Origin of the sequence: Pseudoalteromonas sp. SWXJZ94C, from assembly GCF_015864385.1 — a bacterium.
Lineage (GTDB): Bacteria > Pseudomonadota > Gammaproteobacteria > Enterobacterales > Alteromonadaceae > Pseudoalteromonas.
This window is the reverse complement of the sequence record NZ_JADYXF010000002.1, coordinates 64,187-84,176: the sequence shown is the minus strand read 5'-3', so window position 1 is coordinate 84,176 and position 19,990 is coordinate 64,187. Positions and strand designations below refer to the sequence as shown.

19 protein-coding genes are annotated in these 19,990 nt (G+C 39.3%); 5 read left to right on the top strand and 14 right to left on the bottom strand.

The window, feature by feature from the left end; all coding sequences use genetic code 11:
- Position 1 precedes the first annotated feature (1 nt).
- Complete coding sequence (rnhB, locus tag I6F65_RS01200) at positions 2-604, bottom strand: ribonuclease HII (RefSeq protein WP_166109033.1); 603 nt, start codon at positions 602-604, stop codon at positions 2-4.
- Entirely contained in the window at positions 594-1,751 is a 1,158-nt protein-coding gene (gene lpxB, locus I6F65_RS01195) for a lipid-A-disaccharide synthase (protein ID WP_166109032.1), read from the bottom strand. The genes rnhB and lpxB overlap by 11 nt, the downstream gene beginning before the upstream one ends.
- Positions 1,752-2,051: 300 nt before the next feature.
- Between lpxB and I6F65_RS01190 the strand changes: the two genes are divergently transcribed.
- The 5 genes from I6F65_RS01190 to cydC are packed head-to-tail and all read left to right on the top strand — an operon-like array spanning position 2,052 to position 8,460.
- Complete coding sequence (locus tag I6F65_RS01190) at positions 2,052-3,635, top strand: cytochrome ubiquinol oxidase subunit I (RefSeq protein WP_024612390.1); 1,584 nt, start codon at positions 2,052-2,054, stop codon at positions 3,633-3,635.
- Positions 3,632-4,771 (top strand): cytochrome d ubiquinol oxidase subunit II, encoded by a 1,140-nt coding sequence (gene cydB / locus I6F65_RS01185; protein ID WP_024612391.1) that lies wholly within the window; start codon positions 3,632-3,634, stop codon positions 4,769-4,771. Before I6F65_RS01190 ends, cydB begins: the two co-directional genes overlap by 4 nt.
- 12 nt (positions 4,772-4,783) lie before the next feature.
- Positions 4,784-4,948, top strand: coding sequence for a cytochrome bd-I oxidase subunit CydX (gene cydX, locus I6F65_RS01180; protein WP_024612392.1), 165 nt, complete (start codon positions 4,784-4,786; stop codon positions 4,946-4,948).
- Complete coding sequence (gene cydD / locus I6F65_RS01175; RefSeq protein WP_166109029.1) at positions 4,938-6,725, top strand: thiol reductant ABC exporter subunit CydD; 1,788 nt, start codon at positions 4,938-4,940, stop codon at positions 6,723-6,725. Before cydX ends, cydD begins: the two co-directional genes overlap by 11 nt.
- Positions 6,718-8,460, top strand: a complete 1,743-nt coding sequence (gene cydC / locus I6F65_RS01170) for a thiol reductant ABC exporter subunit CydC (protein WP_197111117.1) — start codon at positions 6,718-6,720, stop codon at positions 8,458-8,460. The genes cydD and cydC overlap by 8 nt, the downstream gene beginning before the upstream one ends.
- Here cydC and I6F65_RS01165 read toward each other — a convergent pair.
- From I6F65_RS01165 to pyrH, 12 genes are all read right to left on the bottom strand, one after another.
- Entirely contained in the window at positions 8,457-8,843 is a 387-nt protein-coding gene (locus I6F65_RS01165; protein WP_197111113.1) for a septal ring lytic transglycosylase RlpA family protein, read from the bottom strand. The genes cydC and I6F65_RS01165 overlap by 4 nt on opposite strands.
- Before the next feature lie 152 nt (positions 8,844-8,995).
- A complete protein-coding gene (gene lpxA, locus I6F65_RS01160; protein WP_197111111.1) occupies positions 8,996-9,766 on the bottom strand; it encodes an acyl-ACP--UDP-N-acetylglucosamine O-acyltransferase in 771 nt (256 codons plus the stop codon).
- A 2-nt stretch (positions 9,767-9,768) separates the two neighbouring features.
- Positions 9,769-10,221 carry a 3-hydroxyacyl-ACP dehydratase FabZ gene (gene fabZ / locus I6F65_RS01155; RefSeq protein ID WP_024612397.1) on the bottom strand — a complete coding sequence of 151 codons (453 nt, stop codon included), beginning with the start codon at positions 10,219-10,221 and terminating at the stop codon, positions 9,769-9,771.
- A gap of 20 nt (positions 10,222-10,241) precedes the next feature.
- Complete coding sequence (lpxD, locus tag I6F65_RS01150) at positions 10,242-11,270, bottom strand: UDP-3-O-(3-hydroxymyristoyl)glucosamine N-acyltransferase (RefSeq protein WP_166109026.1); 1,029 nt, start codon at positions 11,268-11,270, stop codon at positions 10,242-10,244.
- Positions 11,271-11,277: 7 nt separating this feature from the next.
- On the bottom strand, positions 11,278-11,796 hold the full coding sequence (locus I6F65_RS01145) for an OmpH family outer membrane protein (protein WP_024612399.1): 519 nt from the start codon (positions 11,794-11,796) through the stop codon (positions 11,278-11,280).
- Positions 11,797-11,807: 11 nt separating this feature from the next.
- Positions 11,808-14,279: an outer membrane protein assembly factor BamA gene (gene bamA / locus I6F65_RS01140; RefSeq protein WP_197111109.1), complete on the bottom strand. Its 2,472-nt coding sequence runs from the start codon at positions 14,277-14,279 to the stop codon at positions 11,808-11,810.
- Positions 14,280-14,377: 98 nt separating this feature from the next.
- Positions 14,378-15,730 carry a sigma E protease regulator RseP gene (gene rseP, locus I6F65_RS01135; RefSeq protein ID WP_197111108.1) on the bottom strand — a complete coding sequence of 451 codons (1,353 nt, stop codon included), beginning with the start codon at positions 15,728-15,730 and terminating at the stop codon, positions 14,378-14,380.
- A gap of 1 nt (position 15,731) precedes the next feature.
- Entirely contained in the window at positions 15,732-16,937 is a 1,206-nt protein-coding gene (gene ispC, locus I6F65_RS01130) for a 1-deoxy-D-xylulose-5-phosphate reductoisomerase (protein WP_197111106.1), read from the bottom strand.
- Positions 16,934-17,800 carry a phosphatidate cytidylyltransferase gene (locus tag I6F65_RS01125; RefSeq protein ID WP_197111098.1) on the bottom strand — a complete coding sequence of 289 codons (867 nt, stop codon included), beginning with the start codon at positions 17,798-17,800 and terminating at the stop codon, positions 16,934-16,936. Before I6F65_RS01125 ends, ispC begins: the two co-directional genes overlap by 4 nt.
- A gap of 20 nt (positions 17,801-17,820) precedes the next feature.
- Positions 17,821-18,600, bottom strand: a complete 780-nt coding sequence (locus I6F65_RS01120; RefSeq protein WP_024612403.1) for an isoprenyl transferase — start codon at positions 18,598-18,600, stop codon at positions 17,821-17,823.
- Positions 18,601-18,658: 58 nt separating this feature from the next.
- Positions 18,659-19,216, bottom strand: a complete 558-nt coding sequence (gene frr, locus I6F65_RS01115) for a ribosome recycling factor (RefSeq protein ID WP_024612404.1) — start codon at positions 19,214-19,216, stop codon at positions 18,659-18,661.
- Between the two features lie 14 nt (positions 19,217-19,230).
- Positions 19,231-19,980 carry a UMP kinase gene (gene pyrH, locus I6F65_RS01110; RefSeq protein ID WP_008168615.1) on the bottom strand — a complete coding sequence of 250 codons (750 nt, stop codon included), beginning with the start codon at positions 19,978-19,980 and terminating at the stop codon, positions 19,231-19,233.
- Between the last annotated feature and the right edge of the window lie 10 nt (positions 19,981-19,990).

The window sequence follows — 19,990 nt, the reverse complement described above, 5'->3', positions numbered from 1 at the left end:
CTTAACCCTCACCATTGGCTTGCGCTAAAACACGCTGCACAGGTTTAAAGCTTTTACGATGCTCGTCAATCGCGCCGTACTGCTCAAGCGCTGCAAAATGTGCTTTAGTTGGATACCCTTTATGCCCTGCAAAGCCGTATTCTGGGTGGCGTTTATCAAGCTCAATCATTTCGTCATCGCGCGCTACTTTAGCTAAAATAGACGCGGCTGAAATTTCAGCTACTAAGCTATCGCCTTTAACAATAGCTTGCGCTGGCATAGTGAGTTTTGGCAAACGATTACCATCTATAAATACAAATTCAGGTTGTGTGCTTAATGCCTCTACTGCGCGAGTCATGGCGAGCATAGTTGCGTGTAATATGTTTAACTCATCAATTTCTGTTGGATTGCAGCGGCCATACGCATAGCACAATGCTTTTTCTTTTATTTCAATCGCAAGCGCTTGGCGTTTTTTATCCGTTAATTTTTTAGAGTCCGCTAAGCCAGCAATCGGTTTAGTAGGGTCTAAAATGACTGCAGCAGTAACTACATCACCCACAAGTGGACCGCGCCCTACTTCGTCTACACCGGCAATTAAGGCTACATTTGGTCTATCAATTTGCATTTATTAACTCCGCCACAGCGTTCGCTGCTTGTTCGCTGGCATTTAATCTAATTTTTTCGTGAATAGCTAAAAAGCGCGCTTTTAGCTCGATGTTATCTGTGTTGAGCATAGGGGTAAGCGCGTTCGTTAAATTAGTTACGTTGCACTCGCTTTGTAAAAACTCAGGTACTAATTCTTCGTCGGCTAATAAATTAGGCAGCGAAAAATATTTTATATTAAACGTAAATAAGGTTTTAAAAATCCAATAACTCAAAGGTTTTATTTTATAACCCACGACCATCGGTTTTTTATAAAGCATGCCTTCAAGTGTTGCTGTGCCCGAGGCTAATAAAATGGCGTCGGCGGCTTGCATGGCTAATTTTGATTGCCCATCAAGCAAGTTAACATTAAGGTCAGGCGCAGTGGCATTTAAAATAGCAGTAAACTGCGCTCTGCGTTTTTCGTTAACTAATGGCACTACAATTTTAAGGTTTGGGTTTTGCGCTTGCAGCTTTGCAGCTGTTTTAATATAAGTTTCGCTTAATAAGCCAACTTCAGAGCCTCGACTACCCGGTAGTAAGGCAAGCACTTTATCATCAAGGCTTAAGCCTAACTCTTCACGCGCTTTACTGTCATCGTGCTCAAGTGCTATATCGTCAGCTAAGGTGTGCCCTACAAATGTACACGGCACTTGGTGCTTATCGTAAAATTCTTTTTCAAAAGGCAATAATGCAAGCACTAAGTTAGTCGCTGCACTTATTGTATGAATACGCTTTTCTCGCCAAGCCCAAACAGACGGGCTTACATACTGTACTGTTTTAATACCGGCATCTTTGAGTGGTTTTTCTATTCGTAAATTAAAATCAGGGGCATCTATACCAATGTACACATCAGGTGGGTTATCAATAAAGTGTTGCACTAGTTGTTTACGAATTTTAAGCAAACGCGGTAAACGACCAAGTACTTCTACAAGCCCCATTACAGAAAGCTCATCCATATCGAACAACGTTTTGCAGCCCTGAGCTTGCATTTTAGGTCCTGCTATTCCTTCAAAAATAGCATCTGGGTATTGTTTTTTAAGTGATTTAATTAAGCCTTCACCTAAAATATCGCCCGACAGTTCACCTGCCACAATGCCTATTCGTAGTTGTTTTTGAGCTTTATTCATTTGATTTTATTTCACAAGTAAACCATGCGTTCATACGTATTAGTTTACCGTGTTTTAGTGTTTCAATAAACGCCTAAAAATAGTCGTTCTATTGTGCGCTAAATAATTCTGATCATTGTATATTTATAATACTGATGTAGCATGAATAAGACATTCGCTTTTACTAATATATGTATTGACAAAAATTGCACAAAAGTAAATAATATTACAAACTTTCAGTAATTACTGAAAGTTCATTAAACTTTAACGTTGCCAATTGCTATATTGCCCTGTTAATCCGTCACTCTCAAGGAGCCAATAATGATAGATGAAACCTTTGTGGATCTATCGCGATTACAGTTCGCTGTTACCGCTCTCTTTCATTTCTTGTTTGTACCTCTCACTATAGGTATGACCTGGATCTTAGTTATCATGGAAACGGTTTATGTTATGACCGGTCGCGAAATCTATCGTGATATGACTAAGTTTTGGGGCAAATTATTTGGTATTAACTTTGCGATAGGTGTGGCGACAGGCCTTACCATGGAATTTGAGTTTGGTACTAACTGGTCTTATTACTCGCATTATGTGGGTGATGTTTTTGGGGCTCCCCTCGCTATTGAAGGCTTAATGGCATTCTTTTTAGAATCAACCTTTGTAGGTATGTTCTTTTTAGGTTGGGATCGACTTTCAAAACGCCAACACTTAGGCGCAACGTTTTTAATGGCAATTGGTACCAACATGTCGGCGCTGTGGATTTTAATCGCTAATGGTTGGATGCAAAACCCAGTAGGTGCTGAGTTTAACTATCAAACAATGCGCATGGAAATGACCAGCTTTGCAGAGCTTGTGTTTAACCCTGTTGCACAAGTTAAATTTATTCATACAGTATCAGCAGGTTATGTAGCAGCGTCTATGTTTGTGCTTGGTATTAGTAGTTGGTATATATTAAAAGGTCGTGATTTAGCATTTGCTAAGCGCTCGTTCTCTGTTGCGTCTGCTTTTGGTTTAGCCTCTGTTTTATGTGTAATTTTACTGGGTGACGAATCAGGTTACGAAGTAGGTGAAGTTCAAAAAGTAAAACTAGCTACAATTGAAGCAGAGTGGCATACCGAAGAAGCGCCAGCTGCTTTTACCGCGTTTGGTTTTCCTGATTCAGAAGAGCAAGTTACTCATGCTGCGGTTAAAATACCCTATGCACTTGGGTTAATTGCTACGCGCTCACTTGATGAGCAAGTAATTGGTATTTCTGATTTAGAAAAACAACATGAAGTGCGTATTCGTAACGGTATGATTGCTTATGAGTACTTAACAAAGCTCAGAAACGGTGAAGACACACCAGAAAATGTTGCTAAATTTAACTCTATTAAAGACGATTTAGGTTATGGCTTGTTACTTAAACGCTACACACCAGATGTTGTAGATGCCACTGAAGAGCAAATTCAAAAAGCAGTTAAAGATTCATTCCCTAAAGTGGGTCCTATGTTTTGGTCGTTTAGGATTATGGTTGCCTGTGGTATGGCAATGCTAGCGGTATTTATACTTGCCTTTTACTACAATGCTCAACGTGTTATCGAACACAAACGTTGGTTATTATGGGCTGTAGTATTAAGTATTCCACTACCTTGGATAGCTATTGAATTTGGCTGGATTGTTGCTGAGTATGGCCGTCAACCTTGGGCTATATCAGAAATACTGCCGACCTTTTTAGCTACGTCGTCACTAACTATAAACGACATATTAATTAGTTTAACTGGGTTTATTATTTTTTATACTGGTTTAGCCATTGTTGAAGGTTGGCTGATGATCCGTTTTGTTAAGCTAGGTCCAAGCTCGCTGCATACTGGTAAGTATCATTTTGAATTACCTAATAACACCGCTGAAGATAAAGGAGACCAGTTATGATTTTTGATTATGAAACATTAAAAATGCTTTGGTGGTTGATCATTGGCGTGCTGCTTATTGGCTTTGCGATCACCGATGGCATGGATATGGGTGTAGCTATGTTGCTACGCCTTGTAGGCAAAACAGATTCAGAACGTCGTACGGTAATTAATACCATTGGTCCACACTGGGATGGTAACCAAGTATGGTTTATTACCGCAGGCGGCGCGTTATTTGCAGCGTGGCCTATGGTTTATGCAGCTGCATTTTCGGGCTTTTATTTTGCTATGATGTTAGTACTATTTGCCCTGTTTTTTAGACCACTTGGGTTTGATTACCGCAGCAAAGTAGACTCAAAACGCTGGCGTAATAACTGGGATTGGGGTCTGCTTGCAGGCAGCGCAATTCCAGCTTTAGTATTTGGTGTTGCTTTTGGTAACTTATTTTTAGGCGTACCATTTAATATTGATAACTTAATGCGTGTTAGCTACCAAGGTTCATTTTTTGGTTTACTTAACCCGTTTGGTTTACTTGCTGGTTTAGTGAGTATTACTATGCTGATTGCTCATGCTGGTATGTGGTTACAGCTTCGTACAGCTGATGCAGTAGCAGATCGCTCGGGTCAATATGGTCGTTATTCACTGATTGTGTTTATTATACTGTTTGCAGGCGCTGGTTTTTGGGTTGCTAATTTAACGGGTTACCAAATTGTATCTATGCCTGATACACAAAGCCATGCAGACCCATTAGCTAAAGTAGTAACAACAGCCCAAGGCGCTTGGCTTAGCAATTACAGTGAACGCCCATGGACTATGACCTTTCCTATTTTAGCGTTTGTAATGGCACTAAGTGCGCTATTGTTTTCTAAATTGAACAAACCAGCACTAGGGCTTATTTCTACAAGTCTTATGCTAATAGGTGTAATTATGACGGCGGGTGTATCACTATTCCCATTCATTATGCCATCAAGTAATAACCCTAATATTAGTTTAACAATTTGGGATGCTGTATCGAGCCATAAAACACTCAATATAATGTTTGTTGCTGTGTGTATTTTTGTACCACTTATTTTAACTTATACCACGTGGTGTTACGTAAAAATGTGGCGCAGAGTAACGGTAGAAGAAATAGAAAACAACTCTCATGGTAGCTATTAAGGAGACTAAACGATGTGGTATTTTGCCTGGATTTTAGGTGTACTTTTAGCCTGCACATTAGGTGTAATAAACGTAATGTGGTATGAGTTTCATCAAAATAAAGACAGCATTGCTGATGACGAACAAGTTATGCATGATTTATTAAACGATGCTAACAACACAAAAGATGACGACTAACCCCCGACCAGATCGCGCGCAGCAGCAATCTCTGCGCGCTTTTTTAAAGCGACAAAGTAAACCTGCGGCAATGTGGCTAAAGTTAAGCATTGCCTTGGGGACTTTTAACGCGCTACTTATGATTGCAGGTGCTTATTTACTGGCTCAAGCTATTCACAACGTTATGTTTGAAGGTAATAACTTAGCCCAAGTTACTCATTTATTGTGGCCATTAGCAGGTATTATTTTACTTCGTACTGTATTTTTGGCGTTAAGTGAGCGCTTAAGTGCATTTGCAGCACTTAAAATAAAATCGGCTATGCGTCAAACCCTCTTAAATAAGTTAGCCTTATTAGGTCCTAGTTATATAGAACAACATGGTCAAGGTGCTACTCTTAACACGCTGCATAATGGCGTAGAGGCACTACATGATTATTACGCTAAGTATTTACCGGGTGTTGCTTACAGCGCACTTATTCCGCTGGCAATACTGATTGTTATTTTTCCAACAGATTACAAAGCCGGATTAATATTTTTATTAACCGCTCCACTCATCCCCTTTTTTATGATTTTAGTCGGCTCTAAAGCCGAAGCACTTAATCAAAAACGCTGGAAACAACTCGCGGTATTAGGAAATTACTTTTTTGACCGAGTACAAGGGTTAACACAACTCAAGTTATTTAACGCGACTCAAATAGAACTAAAACAAATAGCCAAAATATCTGATGACTTTAGACACGCCACACTTGATGTTTTAAAAATCGCATTTTTGTCATCTTTCGCTCTTGAATTTTTAGCGACTATTAGTGTTGCATTAGTGGCGGTGATTATTGGTTTTAGATTGTTTTTTGGCACACTCGATTTTGCTACTGGCTTTGTTGTATTGTTACTAGCGCCTGAGTTTTATTTACCACTACGCCAATTAGGCAGCCATTACCATGCGCGCTTGCAAGGTATTAGTGCCGCTGCAGATATGCTAATTATTTTGAATGCGCCATTACCAAACGATGAAGCAATAGCAGTTAGTACACCGATAAATAATTTAGCTTTAAATACAATTAACTCAATAAGTATTACCGACCTTAATTTTATATACCCTGACAGTAACGAAGGTATTAAAAATATTAATTTAACATTGCCAAATAAGGGTCTAGTTGCCTTAGTAGGTGCAAGTGGTTCGGGTAAAAGTACCTTATTTGATTGCTTATTAGGTTTTCATCCTGAGGTTATTAATCATATAAGCATTAATGAGAACACACTTAACTCGTCGCAAATAAACCAGTTACAAAATAATATTGCGTGGATACCTCAAAAAGCGACATTATTTTACGACAGCATTGCCGCAAATATTAAATTAGCAAAACCTAGTGCAACCCAGCAAGAGCTTGAACACGCAGCGCAGCAAGCGGGTGCTCTTGAATTTATAAATGCCCTACCCGATGGCTTTAATACACTTATTGGTGAACAAGGTGAAGGACTTTCTGGCGGTCAAAAGCAGCGTATCGCGCTCGCCCGTGCATTTATAAAGCAAGCGCCAGTCTTAGTGCTTGATGAGCCCACAGCGCATCTTGATAGCCAAACAGAGCAACTTATTCAAAATGCTATTAATGAATATGCTAAAAACAATTTAGTATTAGTAATTGCTCACAGACTTAATACCGTACAGCATGCCAATAACATAATTGTTATGCGCGACGGAGAAATAATAGAGCAAGGTAATTTTAATGAGCTCACAAACAAAAATGGTGAGTTTACTAATTTATTAAAAACAGCCCAACAAGGAGTAGCGCATGACTAATTTTATTCGCTTATTAAAGCTTTGTGCTCCTCATTATAAGGCAATGTTACTTGGTACATTTTTAGCCACAATTACCGTGCTTGCCAATGTAGGTTTACTGGCTATATCTGGCTGGTTTTTAGCTTCTATGGCTGCAGCGGGTATTGCAGGCGTACAAATGAATTACTTTACCCCAGCCGGTACTATTCGATTTTTAGCTATTGTGCGCACAGCGTCACGTTATGCAGAGCGACTAGTAACCCATAACGCTACTTTTTTATTACTAAGTGAAATACGCGTTAATGTATTTTCTACACTCAGTAAATTAAATAATGTTGATTTAGCAATGAGCCGCAGTGCGGACTTAGTAAATCGCTTACAAAACGACGTAGATGCCCTTGATAAATTTTACCTAAACATATTATTACCTATGCTGGTGGCATTGTTAAGTGTGCCAATTATCATGCTATTTATGTCGGCTTATAATGCCAACGTAGCGCTAATTTGCTTTACTGGCATTGTGTTAATTGGTGTGGTTTTACCTGCATTACTCAGCGCTAAACTTAATAAGAACAGCCACAAAGAAACCCAGCTCAGTGCACAGCTTCGCTCAGAGTTGTCAGACACACTAACAGGACTCAGAGAGCTTAGTATTTATCAAGCGCGTTCGCAGCAACTTAATAAATGCGACGAATTAAGTGAGCAATATAACCAGCAGTTATTTATTCGTCATAAAGCACTGGCAAATACAGATGGTTTAAGCTTATTAATAGTCCAACTCGCAATGCTGGTTAGCATCGTTACTATCGTCCCTATGGTCTACACCAATACGATGGCTAATGTTGAACTAGCAATGCTCAGCCTTTTTGTTCTAGCGAGCTTTGAAAGCGTACTGCAACTTCCTAATGCTTTTATAGAATTACCAAATGTCTTAAAGGCAGCTGATCGATTATTTACGCTCGAAGATAAAGCAGCAAATTCATCTGTTAAAAATAGCGAAACTCTTACACAAAATATTGATACAAAAGGTAGCGCGTTAATACTTAAAAATATTCACTATCAATACGGCGATCAAAAAGCGTTAAACGATGTAAGCTTTGAGCTAAAAGCACAACAAAAAGTAGCCATTGTTGGAAGAAGTGGCAGCGGAAAAACAACGCTTGTAAATTTACTTACGGGTTTATGGCCGTTACAGCAAGGGAGTATTACTTTAAGTAATAACGGTGATCCTGTTAATTTACATTCATTAAGTAACGATACCCGTGCAAACGTTATTAATATTTTGGCGCAACAACATCATATTTTTGATGGTACGTTGAGTGAAAACCTTCGATATGCACATCCCAATGCAACTAAAGAGCAGATGATTGAGGCGCTGACACTTGCACAACTTGAACCGTGGTTTAATGATTTAAAAGCCGGTTTAAAAACACGACTAGGCACTGGCGGGCGCAATGTATCGCAAGGTCAATCTAGGCGCATAGCAATAGCTCAAGCTTTATTACAAAACCCTGCTATTTTAGTGCTTGATGAACCCACCGAAGGGCTCGACAATCAATCTAAACAAAGTGTAATGCACGCTATGATGCAGGTAATGAATAAAACGAGTGTGTTAACCATTACCCACGACCCTGCATTACTAGAGCAAATGGATAATATAATTTGGCTTGAAGACGGTAAAGTAGTTGCACAGGGGCTACATAAAAACTTGCTGAGTAATTATGCAGATTATGTATCGCTTACAACGCGCTTTTAGTCACTTAAAACAACCATTGATACATCAATAACGCCGACTTTAGGGTCGGCTATTTTTTTAAACATATCGCGAGATAGGTCAATAATTCGACCGCGCACATACGGACCTCTGTCGTTAATTCTTACTACTACCGATTTATTATTCGCTAAGTTAGTTACTCTTACCCTAGTTCCAAAATCAAGTTTTAGATGAGCTGCAGTAGCGGCTTGTTGGCTAAAACGCTCTCCATTTGCGGTTGTTCTGCCGTGGTATTTATTAGCATAAAAAGAAGCTTTCCCTACTTGAGTAAGCTCTCCAGAAGACGATTTAATAATTGGCTGGCTACTACAAGCAGCTAAAATTGAAAAACAAACAACAGTAAAGATTAACTTAGGTAAACGCATAGGATAGCTTTTATTATACAAATTAGGTGCATGTTAACCTGAGTAGACTGAGTATTGACTGAATCACTCCTCAATTTTAAGCAATAAAAAACCACCATCGATGTTATATCTGAGGTGGTTTTTTATATCGAATTTGTATTAAGTGAAAGGCGTTATCTTAAAATACCGCGCTCTGAACTTTGAACAAAATCAATCATCAATTTAACAGCTGGGTACTTTGCAGCATCTTCGCTAAGTGACTTAATTGCCTCGTCAACACCTAAACTTTTACGATAAAAAGTTTTATAAGCACGACGTACAGCCATAATTTCATCACTTTCAAAGCCTCGGCGTTTCATGCCTTCAGTATTAATTGCAACTGGACCTGCTGGTATGCCAATAGTAGTAACAAACGGTGGTACATCTTTATTGATAGCAGAGTACATACCAACAAATGCATGCGCACCCACTTTACAAAACTGATGCACGCCAGAGTTACCCGCTAAAATAACCCAGTCACCTATATGTACATGACCCGCTACACTCGCATTATTAGCAAAAATTACGTTATCACCTATTACCGCGTCATGTGCAACATGGGTATAAGCCATAAATAAGTTATTACTGCCAATTTTAGTAACACCTTGATCCTGAGTTGTACCACGGTGAATTGTAGCGCATTCACGAATAACGTTATTATCGCCAATGATTAACGTAGTTGGTTCGTTGTTGTATTTTTTGTCTTGGCAGGCTTCACCTACAGACGCAAATTGAAAAATATGGTTACCAGAACCAATTGTAGACGGTCCTTTAACAACAACGTGAGATTCAATAATACAGTTATCACCGATAACAACATCATTGCCAATATAACTATAAGGACCAACTGAGACATTGTCTCCCAGTTTAGCGCCAGGTTCGATTATTGCTGTTGAATGAATCACTATTAAAACTCTCTTCTAGCACACATAATTTCGGCACTACATACTACTTTGCCGTCGACTTTTGCTTCTGCAGAAAACTTCCAGATGTTACGGCGTTCTTTTAAAAACTCAACATGTAGATGCAGTGTATCACCAGGAATTACTGGTTTTTTAAAACGTGCATTATCAACAGCAGCAAACAAATAAAGCTCATTTTCGCTGCGATTTTCAACCGTTTTAAAACCAAGTAAACCCGTGGCTTGTGCCATCGCTTCTAATATTAACACACCAGGGAAAATTGGCTGATTTGGAAAGTGCCCAGTAAAAATAGGTTCATTTATAGAAACATTTTTAATAGCATGTAGCGATTTTCCCGGTGTAAAATCGATAACACGATCAATTAATAGCATCGGGTAACGGTGTGGTAATAAAGCTAAAATTTCTTGAATATCAAGGCTATTTAATTCGTTTGCCAAAATAGCATCCTTATTAGTGTTCAACGTTGTGACTTAGCCAATGCTTCAAGCGCTTTAAGACGAGACTTCATATCTGAAAGGTTACGCAAGTGAGCAATTGATTTACGCCATTCTTTGTTTGTTGTATGGGGTATGCCAGATGAGTAAATATCTGGTTCGGTGATCGACTTAGTCACCATGCACATTCCGGTAATTATAGCACCATCGCATATAGAAATGTGACCATTAATTGCAACCATGCCGGCAATCTGACAATTTTTACCAATGGTCGTACTTCCTGCAACTACGCTGCAACCAGCAATTGCAGTGCCTGAATTGACTTCAACGTTGTGCGCTATTTGGCACTGATTATCAATAATAACGTTGCTATGAATAATCGTATCGTCAAGTGCACCGCGGTCTATAGTCGTACTAGCACCAATTTCAACTTTGTCGCCAATAGTTACAGAGCCAAGTTGAGGAATTTTAATCCACTGACCGCGCTCGTTAGCATAACCAAAACCATCACTACCAATAACACTGTTTGCTTGAAACAAACAATCAGAGCCAATTTTAACATCATGATAAATAGTTACACTCGGCCAAAGCTTAGTGCCAGAACCTATTTTAACACGTTCACCAATAAAACTGTTCGGACCAATTTGTGCGTTGTCACCAATAACAGCATCAGCTTCAACAACAACATTTGCACCAATAGCCGCACTCTTGCTTACAAGTGCAGTAGGGTGAATAACAGCACTAGAATGAATGCCCGTTGATGCAGAACGCGGTGTAGTATCCATTAACTGGGCTAACTTAGCGTAAGTAACGTACGGGTTTGCAACAATGATTTTATTGCCATTAAAGTAAGGAGCATCGGCTGCGCCTAAAATAACAGCACTGGCCTGAGTTGTTTCTAGCTGAGGACGGTATTTCTTGTTCGCTAAAAATGCAATATGCCCAGAACGGGCATTTGCAAGAGTAGCTATTTTTTTTATTTCTAAAGCGCCATCACCTTGAAGTTCGGCGCTTAGAAGTTCCGCAATTTGCGAAAGCGTATAATTTTGCATAGATTGATTATTTCTTGCTAACAGCTGCTACTACTTTAGATGAAAGATCAGTTACTTCTTTAGGGTTAAAGTAAATAGTTGTATCTTTTACTTTAACTTCATCAAAGTCGCCATCTTTAGCTATATCTTCAATAGTTTTAATAATTAAACCCTGAACTTTAGCTAGCTCTTGGTTTTGACGTGTTTTAATTTCTTGCTCTAAAGGACGACCTTGTTCAGCAAGATTTTTTTGCATGCCTTGAATTTTATCGCGTAATGTATCTTTTTGAGCTTGGCTCATTGTTGTACTTTCGCGTTTAAATTTTTCAGCTTCAAAGCGAATATCACCTTGTAGCTTTTCAAGCTCTTGGCGACGCTCAGCAAATTCAGTTTGTAATGACTGCTCAATTTTAGCCATTTGAGGAATTTGCTTATAGATTTCTTGCATATCTACAATGCCAACTTTGTGTGCAAATGCACTCGTAGAAGTACCCATAACTAATGTTGCTAAAACAGCTACTGCCGTTGATTTAAATAATTTTTTCACAAAAAACTCCTTTAGAAAGTGTTACTAATATTAAAGCTGATAGTTTTCGTATCGTCATCTTCTTGTTTTTGCAATGGATAAGCAAAACTAATCAGCATAGGACCCATTGGAGAGATCCATTGTAATGATAAACCGGTCGACACCCTAAAACGTGTTGGATCTGAGTAATCGTCTAATTTAGCACGCTCATCAACGCCTAAGTTTTGAAAACGGTCTACGCTAAATTCTGTATCCCATACGTTTGCAGCATCAACAAAGAAGCTCGTACGTACAGAACTTGTATTTTCTTCATCTAAGAACGGTGTAGGAACAATTAGCTCCATACCTGCAACCGCTTTAGCATTACCACCAATACGACCTTGAGGTACTAATATATCAAACTCAGACGCACCACCTATACTACCTGTAGTTGAACCATCTGCATTAGGTGTACCAGGAATAGACGAAGGTATGCGCGATATTGCTTGCGGTAATATTGTATTACGGTCAAAGCCACGTAATTCCATTTCAGTAATTCGGAAGAACTCTTGGAATGGTAATGTTTGTTCATAACCATTTGTTGAGCCATAGCCATTACCATAACCAAGCGCAGCACGCGTTGAGAACACCCAACGATGGTCATTCGAAATTGGCCAGTAGAAGCGCGAATCATAATTCAGTTTAAAGTACTTAAGGTCTGAATTAGGCGTTGTTGCTGTTAAGTTTAAAGTTTGACGCGAACCTGCAGTTGGGAATAAACCTCGGTTAACAGTAACACGCGACCAACCTACACTTAACTCATATTTAGTAAAGTCAAAACCAGCATCTGGATTTTCAGGGTCTAAGAAGGTTTCTCGAAGTACTCGTGTTTGCTCGTACTCTGCAATATCAGAAAGTTCTTCTTGTATCCAACGCACCCCAAAGTTAACACGATTAATCGCATCAATTGGGAAACCTATGTTTGTACCAATACCATAACTTTTCGATTTATAATCAACAAGGCTAAACGCACTAGCATCGTAATTACTATAAAATATGCTACTACCTTGCGATACACCGTCTGGTGTAAAGTACGGGTCAGTGTATGACAAACTTACACGTTCAGAACCCTTTGAAGTATTAATATTAAAGCCAATTTGGTTACCAGTACCTAAAAAGTTAGATTCTGTTACACCAATATTGAATTGTAAACCTTGGTATGAGCCATATGCTAAGCCCGCGTTAAAGCTACCAGCTGATTGCTCTTTTACTGTAAAATCAACATCAACTTGGTCATCAACACCTGGTACAGGAATAACGTTAAAATCAACTTTTTCCATGTACGCTAAACGCTGAATTTGAAGTTTTGAACGCTCAAGGTTTTGATTAGATAACCATGCACCTTCAAGCTGAGTCATTTCACGACGCAACACTTCATCAGACGTATTTTGGTTACCACCAACAATAATACGGCGTACATAAACGCGTTTACCTGGATTAACCGACAACGTTAATTGTACTTCTTGATTCTCGTCGTCAATTTCAGGAATGGTACGTACTTCAGCATTAGCATAACCAAAACGTGCTAAGTAACTCTTAATAAACTCTTCAGAGGAAGTAACCACTGAGCCGTTATAAAGCTCACCTGCTCTAAGTGGAATAACACTCTTAATTAAATCTTCACGACCAAGTAAGTCACCAATAAAGTCAAAACCTTTAACTTTATATTTAACGCCTTCAGTTAAGTTAGCTGTAACATAAACAGACTCACGCTCAGGGCTTACTGATACTTGTGTAGAATCGATATTAAAACGTAAATAACCACGGTCTAAATAAAAGCTGCGGATTTTTTCTAAATCGCCTTCAATGGTTTGCTTTTGGTAGCGGTCGCTACCCATAAACTGCCACCAAGGTAAATCTTGCTGTGACTCAGCCAGTTTTAGCAAATCTTCATTAGAAAAAAGCTCATTACCTACCAAGTTAATTTGGCGGATAGATGCAGCATCACCTTCATCAAACTCTAATTTAAGTTTAACGCGGTTACGTGGTAATTTTGTAATGCTAATTTCAACTTTAGCATTGTATTTACCAATACTGTGAAAGAACTCAATTAACCCTTTTTCGATATTATCGATAACGGTTTTATCAAGCGGTTCACCTTGGCGAATATCTTGTTGCTCAAGTGATTCATTAAGCTGCTCGTCTTTAATGTCTTTATTGCCTTCAAACTCAATAAAGCTAATTGTTGGACGTTCAGTTACTTTAAAAACAACGTTATTGCCATCGCGAAGCGCTTTGATATTGTCAAAGTGACCTGAGCGGTAGAGTGATTTTATTGTTTTTGAAATCGTATAATCATCAACATTGTCGCCCACATTGATCGGAATATGCGTTAAAGCAGCACCAAGTGCTACACGCTGTAAGCCTTCAACTTTAAGATCTTCAACAATAAAGGAGTTCTGGCCTAGGGCTGCAAAACTTGCACCCAATAAACTTGTTACTGCCAAATGTTTTTTTATAGCCATTTTATTATCTTTATCCTATACAACTGTATTACCGCTTAACATCCAAAATTAGAGATGCTTTACAATCGTGTTCTAATTAGTAATTTGTCACGCTGCAACTACAAACGCGATACATCATTGAACAAAGCGAAACATGTTAGAAAAATGAGTAACAAGGCACCCACTTTAAAACCAAACTCTTGTGTCTTTTCAGAGACTGGCTTTTTACGAAAAAGTTCAATTATGTAATACATTAAGTGTCCACCATCAAGCACTGGCAAAGGTAATAAATTAAATACACCTAAGTTAACACTGATTAGCGCTAAGAAGCTTAAAAAGGCGACTAAGCCATAGCTTACGCTAGTTCCAGCGCCGACTGCAATGCCCACCGGACCACTTAAATTTTTAACCGAAACCTGACCTGTAATTAAATTCCCTATCATGTCAAAACTAAGAGCAATTAATCGCCAAGTTTCTTTAGTGCCACGCACAATACTATCCAGCGGACCATAATGCCTAGTCTCAACAAAGCCTTCTGGCCACTGCTCTACAACGGGAGCAACGCCTAAAAAGCCACGCTCAGTACCGTCATCTGCTAATTGCCCTTTAGGGGTCACGGTAATGGTTTTTGTAGTATCTTGTCTTTTTACACTAAATTGTAAAGATTTGTTAGCCGACGTGGTAATAAGATTAACTAATTGCTGCCAACTGCTTATTGTTTCGCCATTTACAGACAAAATAGTATCGTTAACCTGTAAATTTGCTTGTTCTGCTGCTGAATCTTTAGTCACTGCCGCAATAGTTAATGTTGCTTGAGGTCTAAATGGAACGATACCTAATGAGCTTAATGGGGGTACATCTTGTTGATCAAGCTTCCAGCCATCTAAATTAAGTATTTTAACGCGTGGTTGCAGGTTTTCATCACGAACAATAACCTCTACGCTTTCCTCGCCTAAGCTCGACATTAATGCAAATGTAGCATCTTGCCATGTTGTAATTTCGTCATCGCCAATTTTAATAATATGCTGGCTTGGCATTATACCCGCCTGCTCTGCTCGGCTTCCCTCTGTTACGCTTCCTACAACGGGTTTAACCGATTGCACACCCACCATATACATTACAGCAAGTGCAAAAATAGCGAATAAAAAGTTAGCCATAGGACCCGCAGCTACAATAGCTATTCGGGCCTGAACAGATTTTGCATTAAACGATAAATGGCGTTGATTTGCCGGTACTTCATCAACACGCTCATCAAGCATTTTTACATATCCGCCTAATGGAATAGCGGCAATTACATATTCGGTTTTATATTTGTCATGCCATTTTAAAAGTGGTTTACCAAAACCAATAGAAAAACGCAGTACTTTGACGCCCATTTTGCGTGCAACCCAAAAATGGCCGAATTCATGGACTGTAACTAAAATACCAAGCGCTAAAATAAATGAGCCTAGGTTCCAAAAAAAATCAAACATATTAATGCACCACTTTTTTAATAAATTGCGAAGCGCTTAAGCGAGCTAACCGGTCGCACTCTAAAATTTCGTCTAAGCTTTGTACATTGGTGTACGTAGCCGCTTCGAGAGTCTGTGCATTTATTTTATATATATCGGTAAAACCAATTTCACCTTTTAAAAATGCATTAACCGCTATCTCGTTTGCGGCATTCACCGTTGTTGTTGCTCCTTGCCCGGCACTGCACGCCTCAATAGCGAGTTGCAAATTAGGGTAACGAGAAAAGTCAGGCTTGGTAAACGAAAAATTAGAAATATCAGAAAAATTTAGAGGCTTAACGCCTGCATTTATACGCTCAGGGTAAGCAAGTGCATGGGCAATAGGCGTGCGCATATCGGGATTTCCCATTTGCGCTAAAATAGAACCATCATGGTACTGCACCATCGAGTGGATAATACTTTGCGGATGGATAACCACATCAATATCGCTAGCATCGCAATTAAACAGCCATTTAGCTTCAATAAATTCCAAGCCCTTATTCATCATGGTTGCCGAATCGACAGATATTTTTTGCCCCATAGACCAATTAGGATGCGCAACAGCTTCACTAACGGTTACATCTTTGAGTGTATTTACATCACGCGTTAAAAATGGACCGCCAGAACCTGTAAGTAAAATTTTACTTACTCCGTGGTTTTGTAGCTTTTGATCGCCGTTACCATTTTGTAATGAACTAGGTAGGCATTGAAAAATAGCATTATGTTCGCTATCAATTGGCAGTAGTGTTGCCTTGTGTTGTTTAACTTTATCAATAAACAACTGACCCGACATAACTAGGGACTCTTTATTAGCAAGCAGTACTTTTTTACCAGCTTCTACTGCACTCAATGTAGGCAGTAAGCCCGCAGCACCAACAATTGCTGACATAACAATATCAACATCTGGATGAGCACATAAGTCGCTCATTGCTTGCTCACCGTGCATAACCAGTGTTTGGCACTGAGTATTAGCTAAATGACTAGATAACTGCTCAGCAGCTTGCTGCGTTGCCATAATCGCATAAAGCGGTTCATGCTCAATGCACAACTCAGCCATTTTTTTTGCATTCAGCCCTGCGGCCAACACAAAAACATCAAATAATTCTTTGTTTCGCGATACAACATCAAGCGTACTTAAACCTATCGATCCTGTAGCACCTAAAATAACCAATAATTGCTTTTGGCTCATAAACTCAGAGTCCACGCGTAACACATAACAAACATAGGTGCCGCCGCCGTTAGGCTATCAATTCTATCTAAAATACCGCCATGACCAGGTAAGCAGCTGCCGCTATCTTTTAAGCCAGCTTCGCGCTTAAACATACTTTCTAACAAGTCACCAACCGCAGAAAACAACGCGATAAATGCAGTCATAATTGCATAAATTGGCCAAACATATAAATCTACGTCAGTGAAGTAACAAAACGCCAATACAAATATGATTGATGCGGCTACACCACCGGCTAACCCTTCAATTGTTTTGTTTGGGCTCACTTTAGGCATTAACTTATGCTTACCAAAGCTTTTACCCGTAAAGTAAGCACCCACATCAGCGCTCCACACAATTCCTAAAACAACTAAAATAAGTACAGAACCAAAATGAGTAGACTCCATGTACTGAGCACTGCGTAATGTATTTAGTGCAAGCCATAGTGGTACAAGCGTAAGTAAACCGGCAATGCCACGCATTACCAAACCTTCATTCCACGCTTTTGCCATTGCTGGATAGCGCCATATTAAATAACTAGCAACAATCCACCAAGCAAACGCAAGTGTAAATAAATAATTCGCATCACCAACTAGCTTACCGTTTTGCCATAAAGCTTCAATTGGCCAGTGTAAATTAAGCAGCGCTAATAAAGCGGCAACTAAAAGTACAAACGATCCTCTTTTGAGCTTGTTACACAAACCCATGAATGCAGACCATTCCCATGCACCCAATAATACTATTGCACCAGCAAAATAACTAAATAACGTAAGCGGTGTATAAAAAACCAAAGCTAATGCTAATGGAGCTAGCACTAGTGAGGTTAAAATTCGTTGTTTTAACAAAATTGTGACCCTTATTCTATTTAGGTTTGAGCGAGTAATTGTTTTATTTGTTCGCCCGTACAACCAAAACGTCGCTCTCTGGCAACGTAACACGCAATAGCCTCAGCAAATGCTGCTTCATTAAAGTCAGGCCAAAGTGTTTCGGTAAAGTAAAGTTCAGCGTAAGCCGTTTGCCATAGTAAAAAGTTACTAATACGAACATCGCCACCTGTGCGAATAAGTAAATCAGGTTCAGCCTGATCTGCCATGCTTATATGTTGTGCTAAACGCTCTTCGGTAATATCTTCTGCGTTAAGTAAACCTTGTGCTACTTGCAACGCTAATTGCTTTGCAGCATTGGCAATATCCCAACGTCCACCATAATTGGCTGCAACATTTAAACGCAACCCGGTGTTATTTTCAGTCAGTTCTTGTGCAGCATATACTTTGCTACGCAAACTTTCAGAAAATCGTGATAAGTCTCCAATAATGGTCAGTTTTACATTGTTTTTGTGAAGCTTTTTTACCTCTTTTGTTAAAACAAACAAAAAAAGCTCCATTAAAGTATTTACTTCGTCTTCAGGGCGGCGCCAGTTTTCACTACTAAAAGCAAATAAGGTTAAAGATTGTATTCCTAACTTAGTACAAAACTGAACAGATTGACGCACAGCGTCCACGCCTTTTTTATGCCCATATACACGAGGTCTTTTTCTAGCTTGTGCCCAACGTCCATTACCATCCATGATGATAGCAACATGTTTGGGTAAACATTGCTGTGAAATTGTATCAGCGTCTAGAGCCATAAATATCGAGTATTCCATAAAAAAACGCCGCCTAGTATACCCCAGACGGCGTTTCAAAACTAATAATTTTAGTTGCTTAGATTTCCATCAATTCAGTTTCTTTCGCTGCTAAATGAGTATCCATATCTTTGATAAATTTATCTGTAAGCTTTTGAATTGCATCTTCTGCTTGACGCGCTTCATCTTCAGAAATTTCTTTATCTTTTAGTAACGCTTTAAAATCACCGTTTGCATCACGACGAATATTACGAACAGCAACACGACCGCCCTCAACTTCAGCGCGTACAATTTTAATTAAATCTTTACGACGTTCCTCTGTAAGTGGAGGAAGTGGTACACGAATAACAGTACCTGCCGACATAGGGTTTAAACCTAAATCAGACGCCATAATTGCTTTTTCAACAGCTTGCGCTAATGACTTATCGAAAACACCAATAGCAAGTGTACGAGAGTCTTCAATCGTTACGTTTGCAACTTGGTTTAAAGGTGTTGGCGCGCCGTAGTAAGACACCATAATACCGTCTAATATCGCTGGGTGAGCACGACCAGTACGAATTTTAGATAGTTGGCTGCCTAGTGCTGTTACACTCTTTTGCATGCGCTCTTGCGCATCTTTTTGAATATCGTTAATCACGGTTCAATCCTAATCTATTTGATTATTTCATCTGAGGCTTGTGAAGAAATAAGGGTTCCTTCTTCTTCACCCATAATAACACGCTTAAGCGCGCCTGATTTATTCATGTTAAATACGCTTAGTGGCATTTTATGATCGCGTGCCAAAGTAAACGCAGCTAAATCCATAACTTTTAATTCTTTATCAATAACTTCATTGTAGCTTAAGTGGGTATAAAGCGTTGCATCTGGATTTTTAACAGGGTCATCACTGTAAACACCATCAACTTTAGTTGCTTTGATTACGGTATCGGCTTCAATTTCAATACCGCGTAAACACGCAGCAGAATCGGTAGTGAAGAACGGATTACCCGTGCCCGCTGCAAAAATAACAACGCGACCTGTTTTTAACAAGCTAATTGCTTCAGCCCAATTGTATGCATCACATACACCATTTAATGGGATAGCCGACATTAAACGACAATTTACAAATGCACGGTGTAATGCATCACGCATTGCTAAACCATTCATAACGGTTGCAAGCATGCCCATATGATCGCCAACTACGCGATTCATACCCGCTTCGGCAAGAGAGCCGCCGCGTAAAAAGTTACCACCACCGATCACTAAACCCACTTCTACGTCGAGTTCTACCAGCTCCTTGATCTCTTGAGCCATACGATCTAAAACTTTTGGATCGATGCCAAAGCCTGCGTCTCCCATTAAAGCTTCACCGCTTAATTTGAGAAGAACACGTCTAAAAATAGGTTTGCGATTGATAATCATAGTATTGGGG

Coding starts and splice junctions, on each gene's coding strand:
- rseP (WP_197111108.1), bottom strand. CDS start 15,730: ATGTTTGATTTTTTTTGGAACCTAGGCTCATTTATTTTAGCGCTTGGT.
- pyrH (WP_008168615.1), bottom strand. CDS start 19,980: ATGATTATCAATCGCAAACCTATTTTTAGACGTGTTCTTCTCAAATTA.
- I6F65_RS01165 (WP_197111113.1), bottom strand. CDS start 8,843: ATGCGTTTACCTAAGTTAATCTTTACTGTTGTTTGTTTTTCAATTTTA.
- lpxB (WP_166109032.1), bottom strand. CDS start 1,751: ATGAATAAAGCTCAAAAACAACTACGAATAGGCATTGTGGCAGGTGAA.
- I6F65_RS01120 (WP_024612403.1), bottom strand. CDS start 18,600: ATGGAATACTCGATATTTATGGCTCTAGACGCTGATACAATTTCACAG.
- ispC (WP_197111106.1), bottom strand. CDS start 16,937: ATGAGCCAAAAGCAATTATTGGTTATTTTAGGTGCTACAGGATCGATA.
- bamA (WP_197111109.1), bottom strand. CDS start 14,279: ATGGCTATAAAAAAACATTTGGCAGTAACAAGTTTATTGGGTGCAAGT.
- cydC (WP_197111117.1), top strand. CDS start 6,718: ATGACTAATTTTATTCGCTTATTAAAGCTTTGTGCTCCTCATTATAAG.
- cydX (WP_024612392.1), top strand. CDS start 4,784: ATGTGGTATTTTGCCTGGATTTTAGGTGTACTTTTAGCCTGCACATTA.
- rnhB (WP_166109033.1), bottom strand. CDS start 604: ATGCAAATTGATAGACCAAATGTAGCCTTAATTGCCGGTGTAGACGAA.
- I6F65_RS01190 (WP_024612390.1), top strand. CDS start 2,052: ATGATAGATGAAACCTTTGTGGATCTATCGCGATTACAGTTCGCTGTT.
- lpxD (WP_166109026.1), bottom strand. CDS start 11,270: ATGCAAAATTATACGCTTTCGCAAATTGCGGAACTTCTAAGCGCCGAA.
- cydB (WP_024612391.1), top strand. CDS start 3,632: ATGATTTTTGATTATGAAACATTAAAAATGCTTTGGTGGTTGATCATT.
- cydD (WP_166109029.1), top strand. CDS start 4,938: ATGACGACTAACCCCCGACCAGATCGCGCGCAGCAGCAATCTCTGCGC.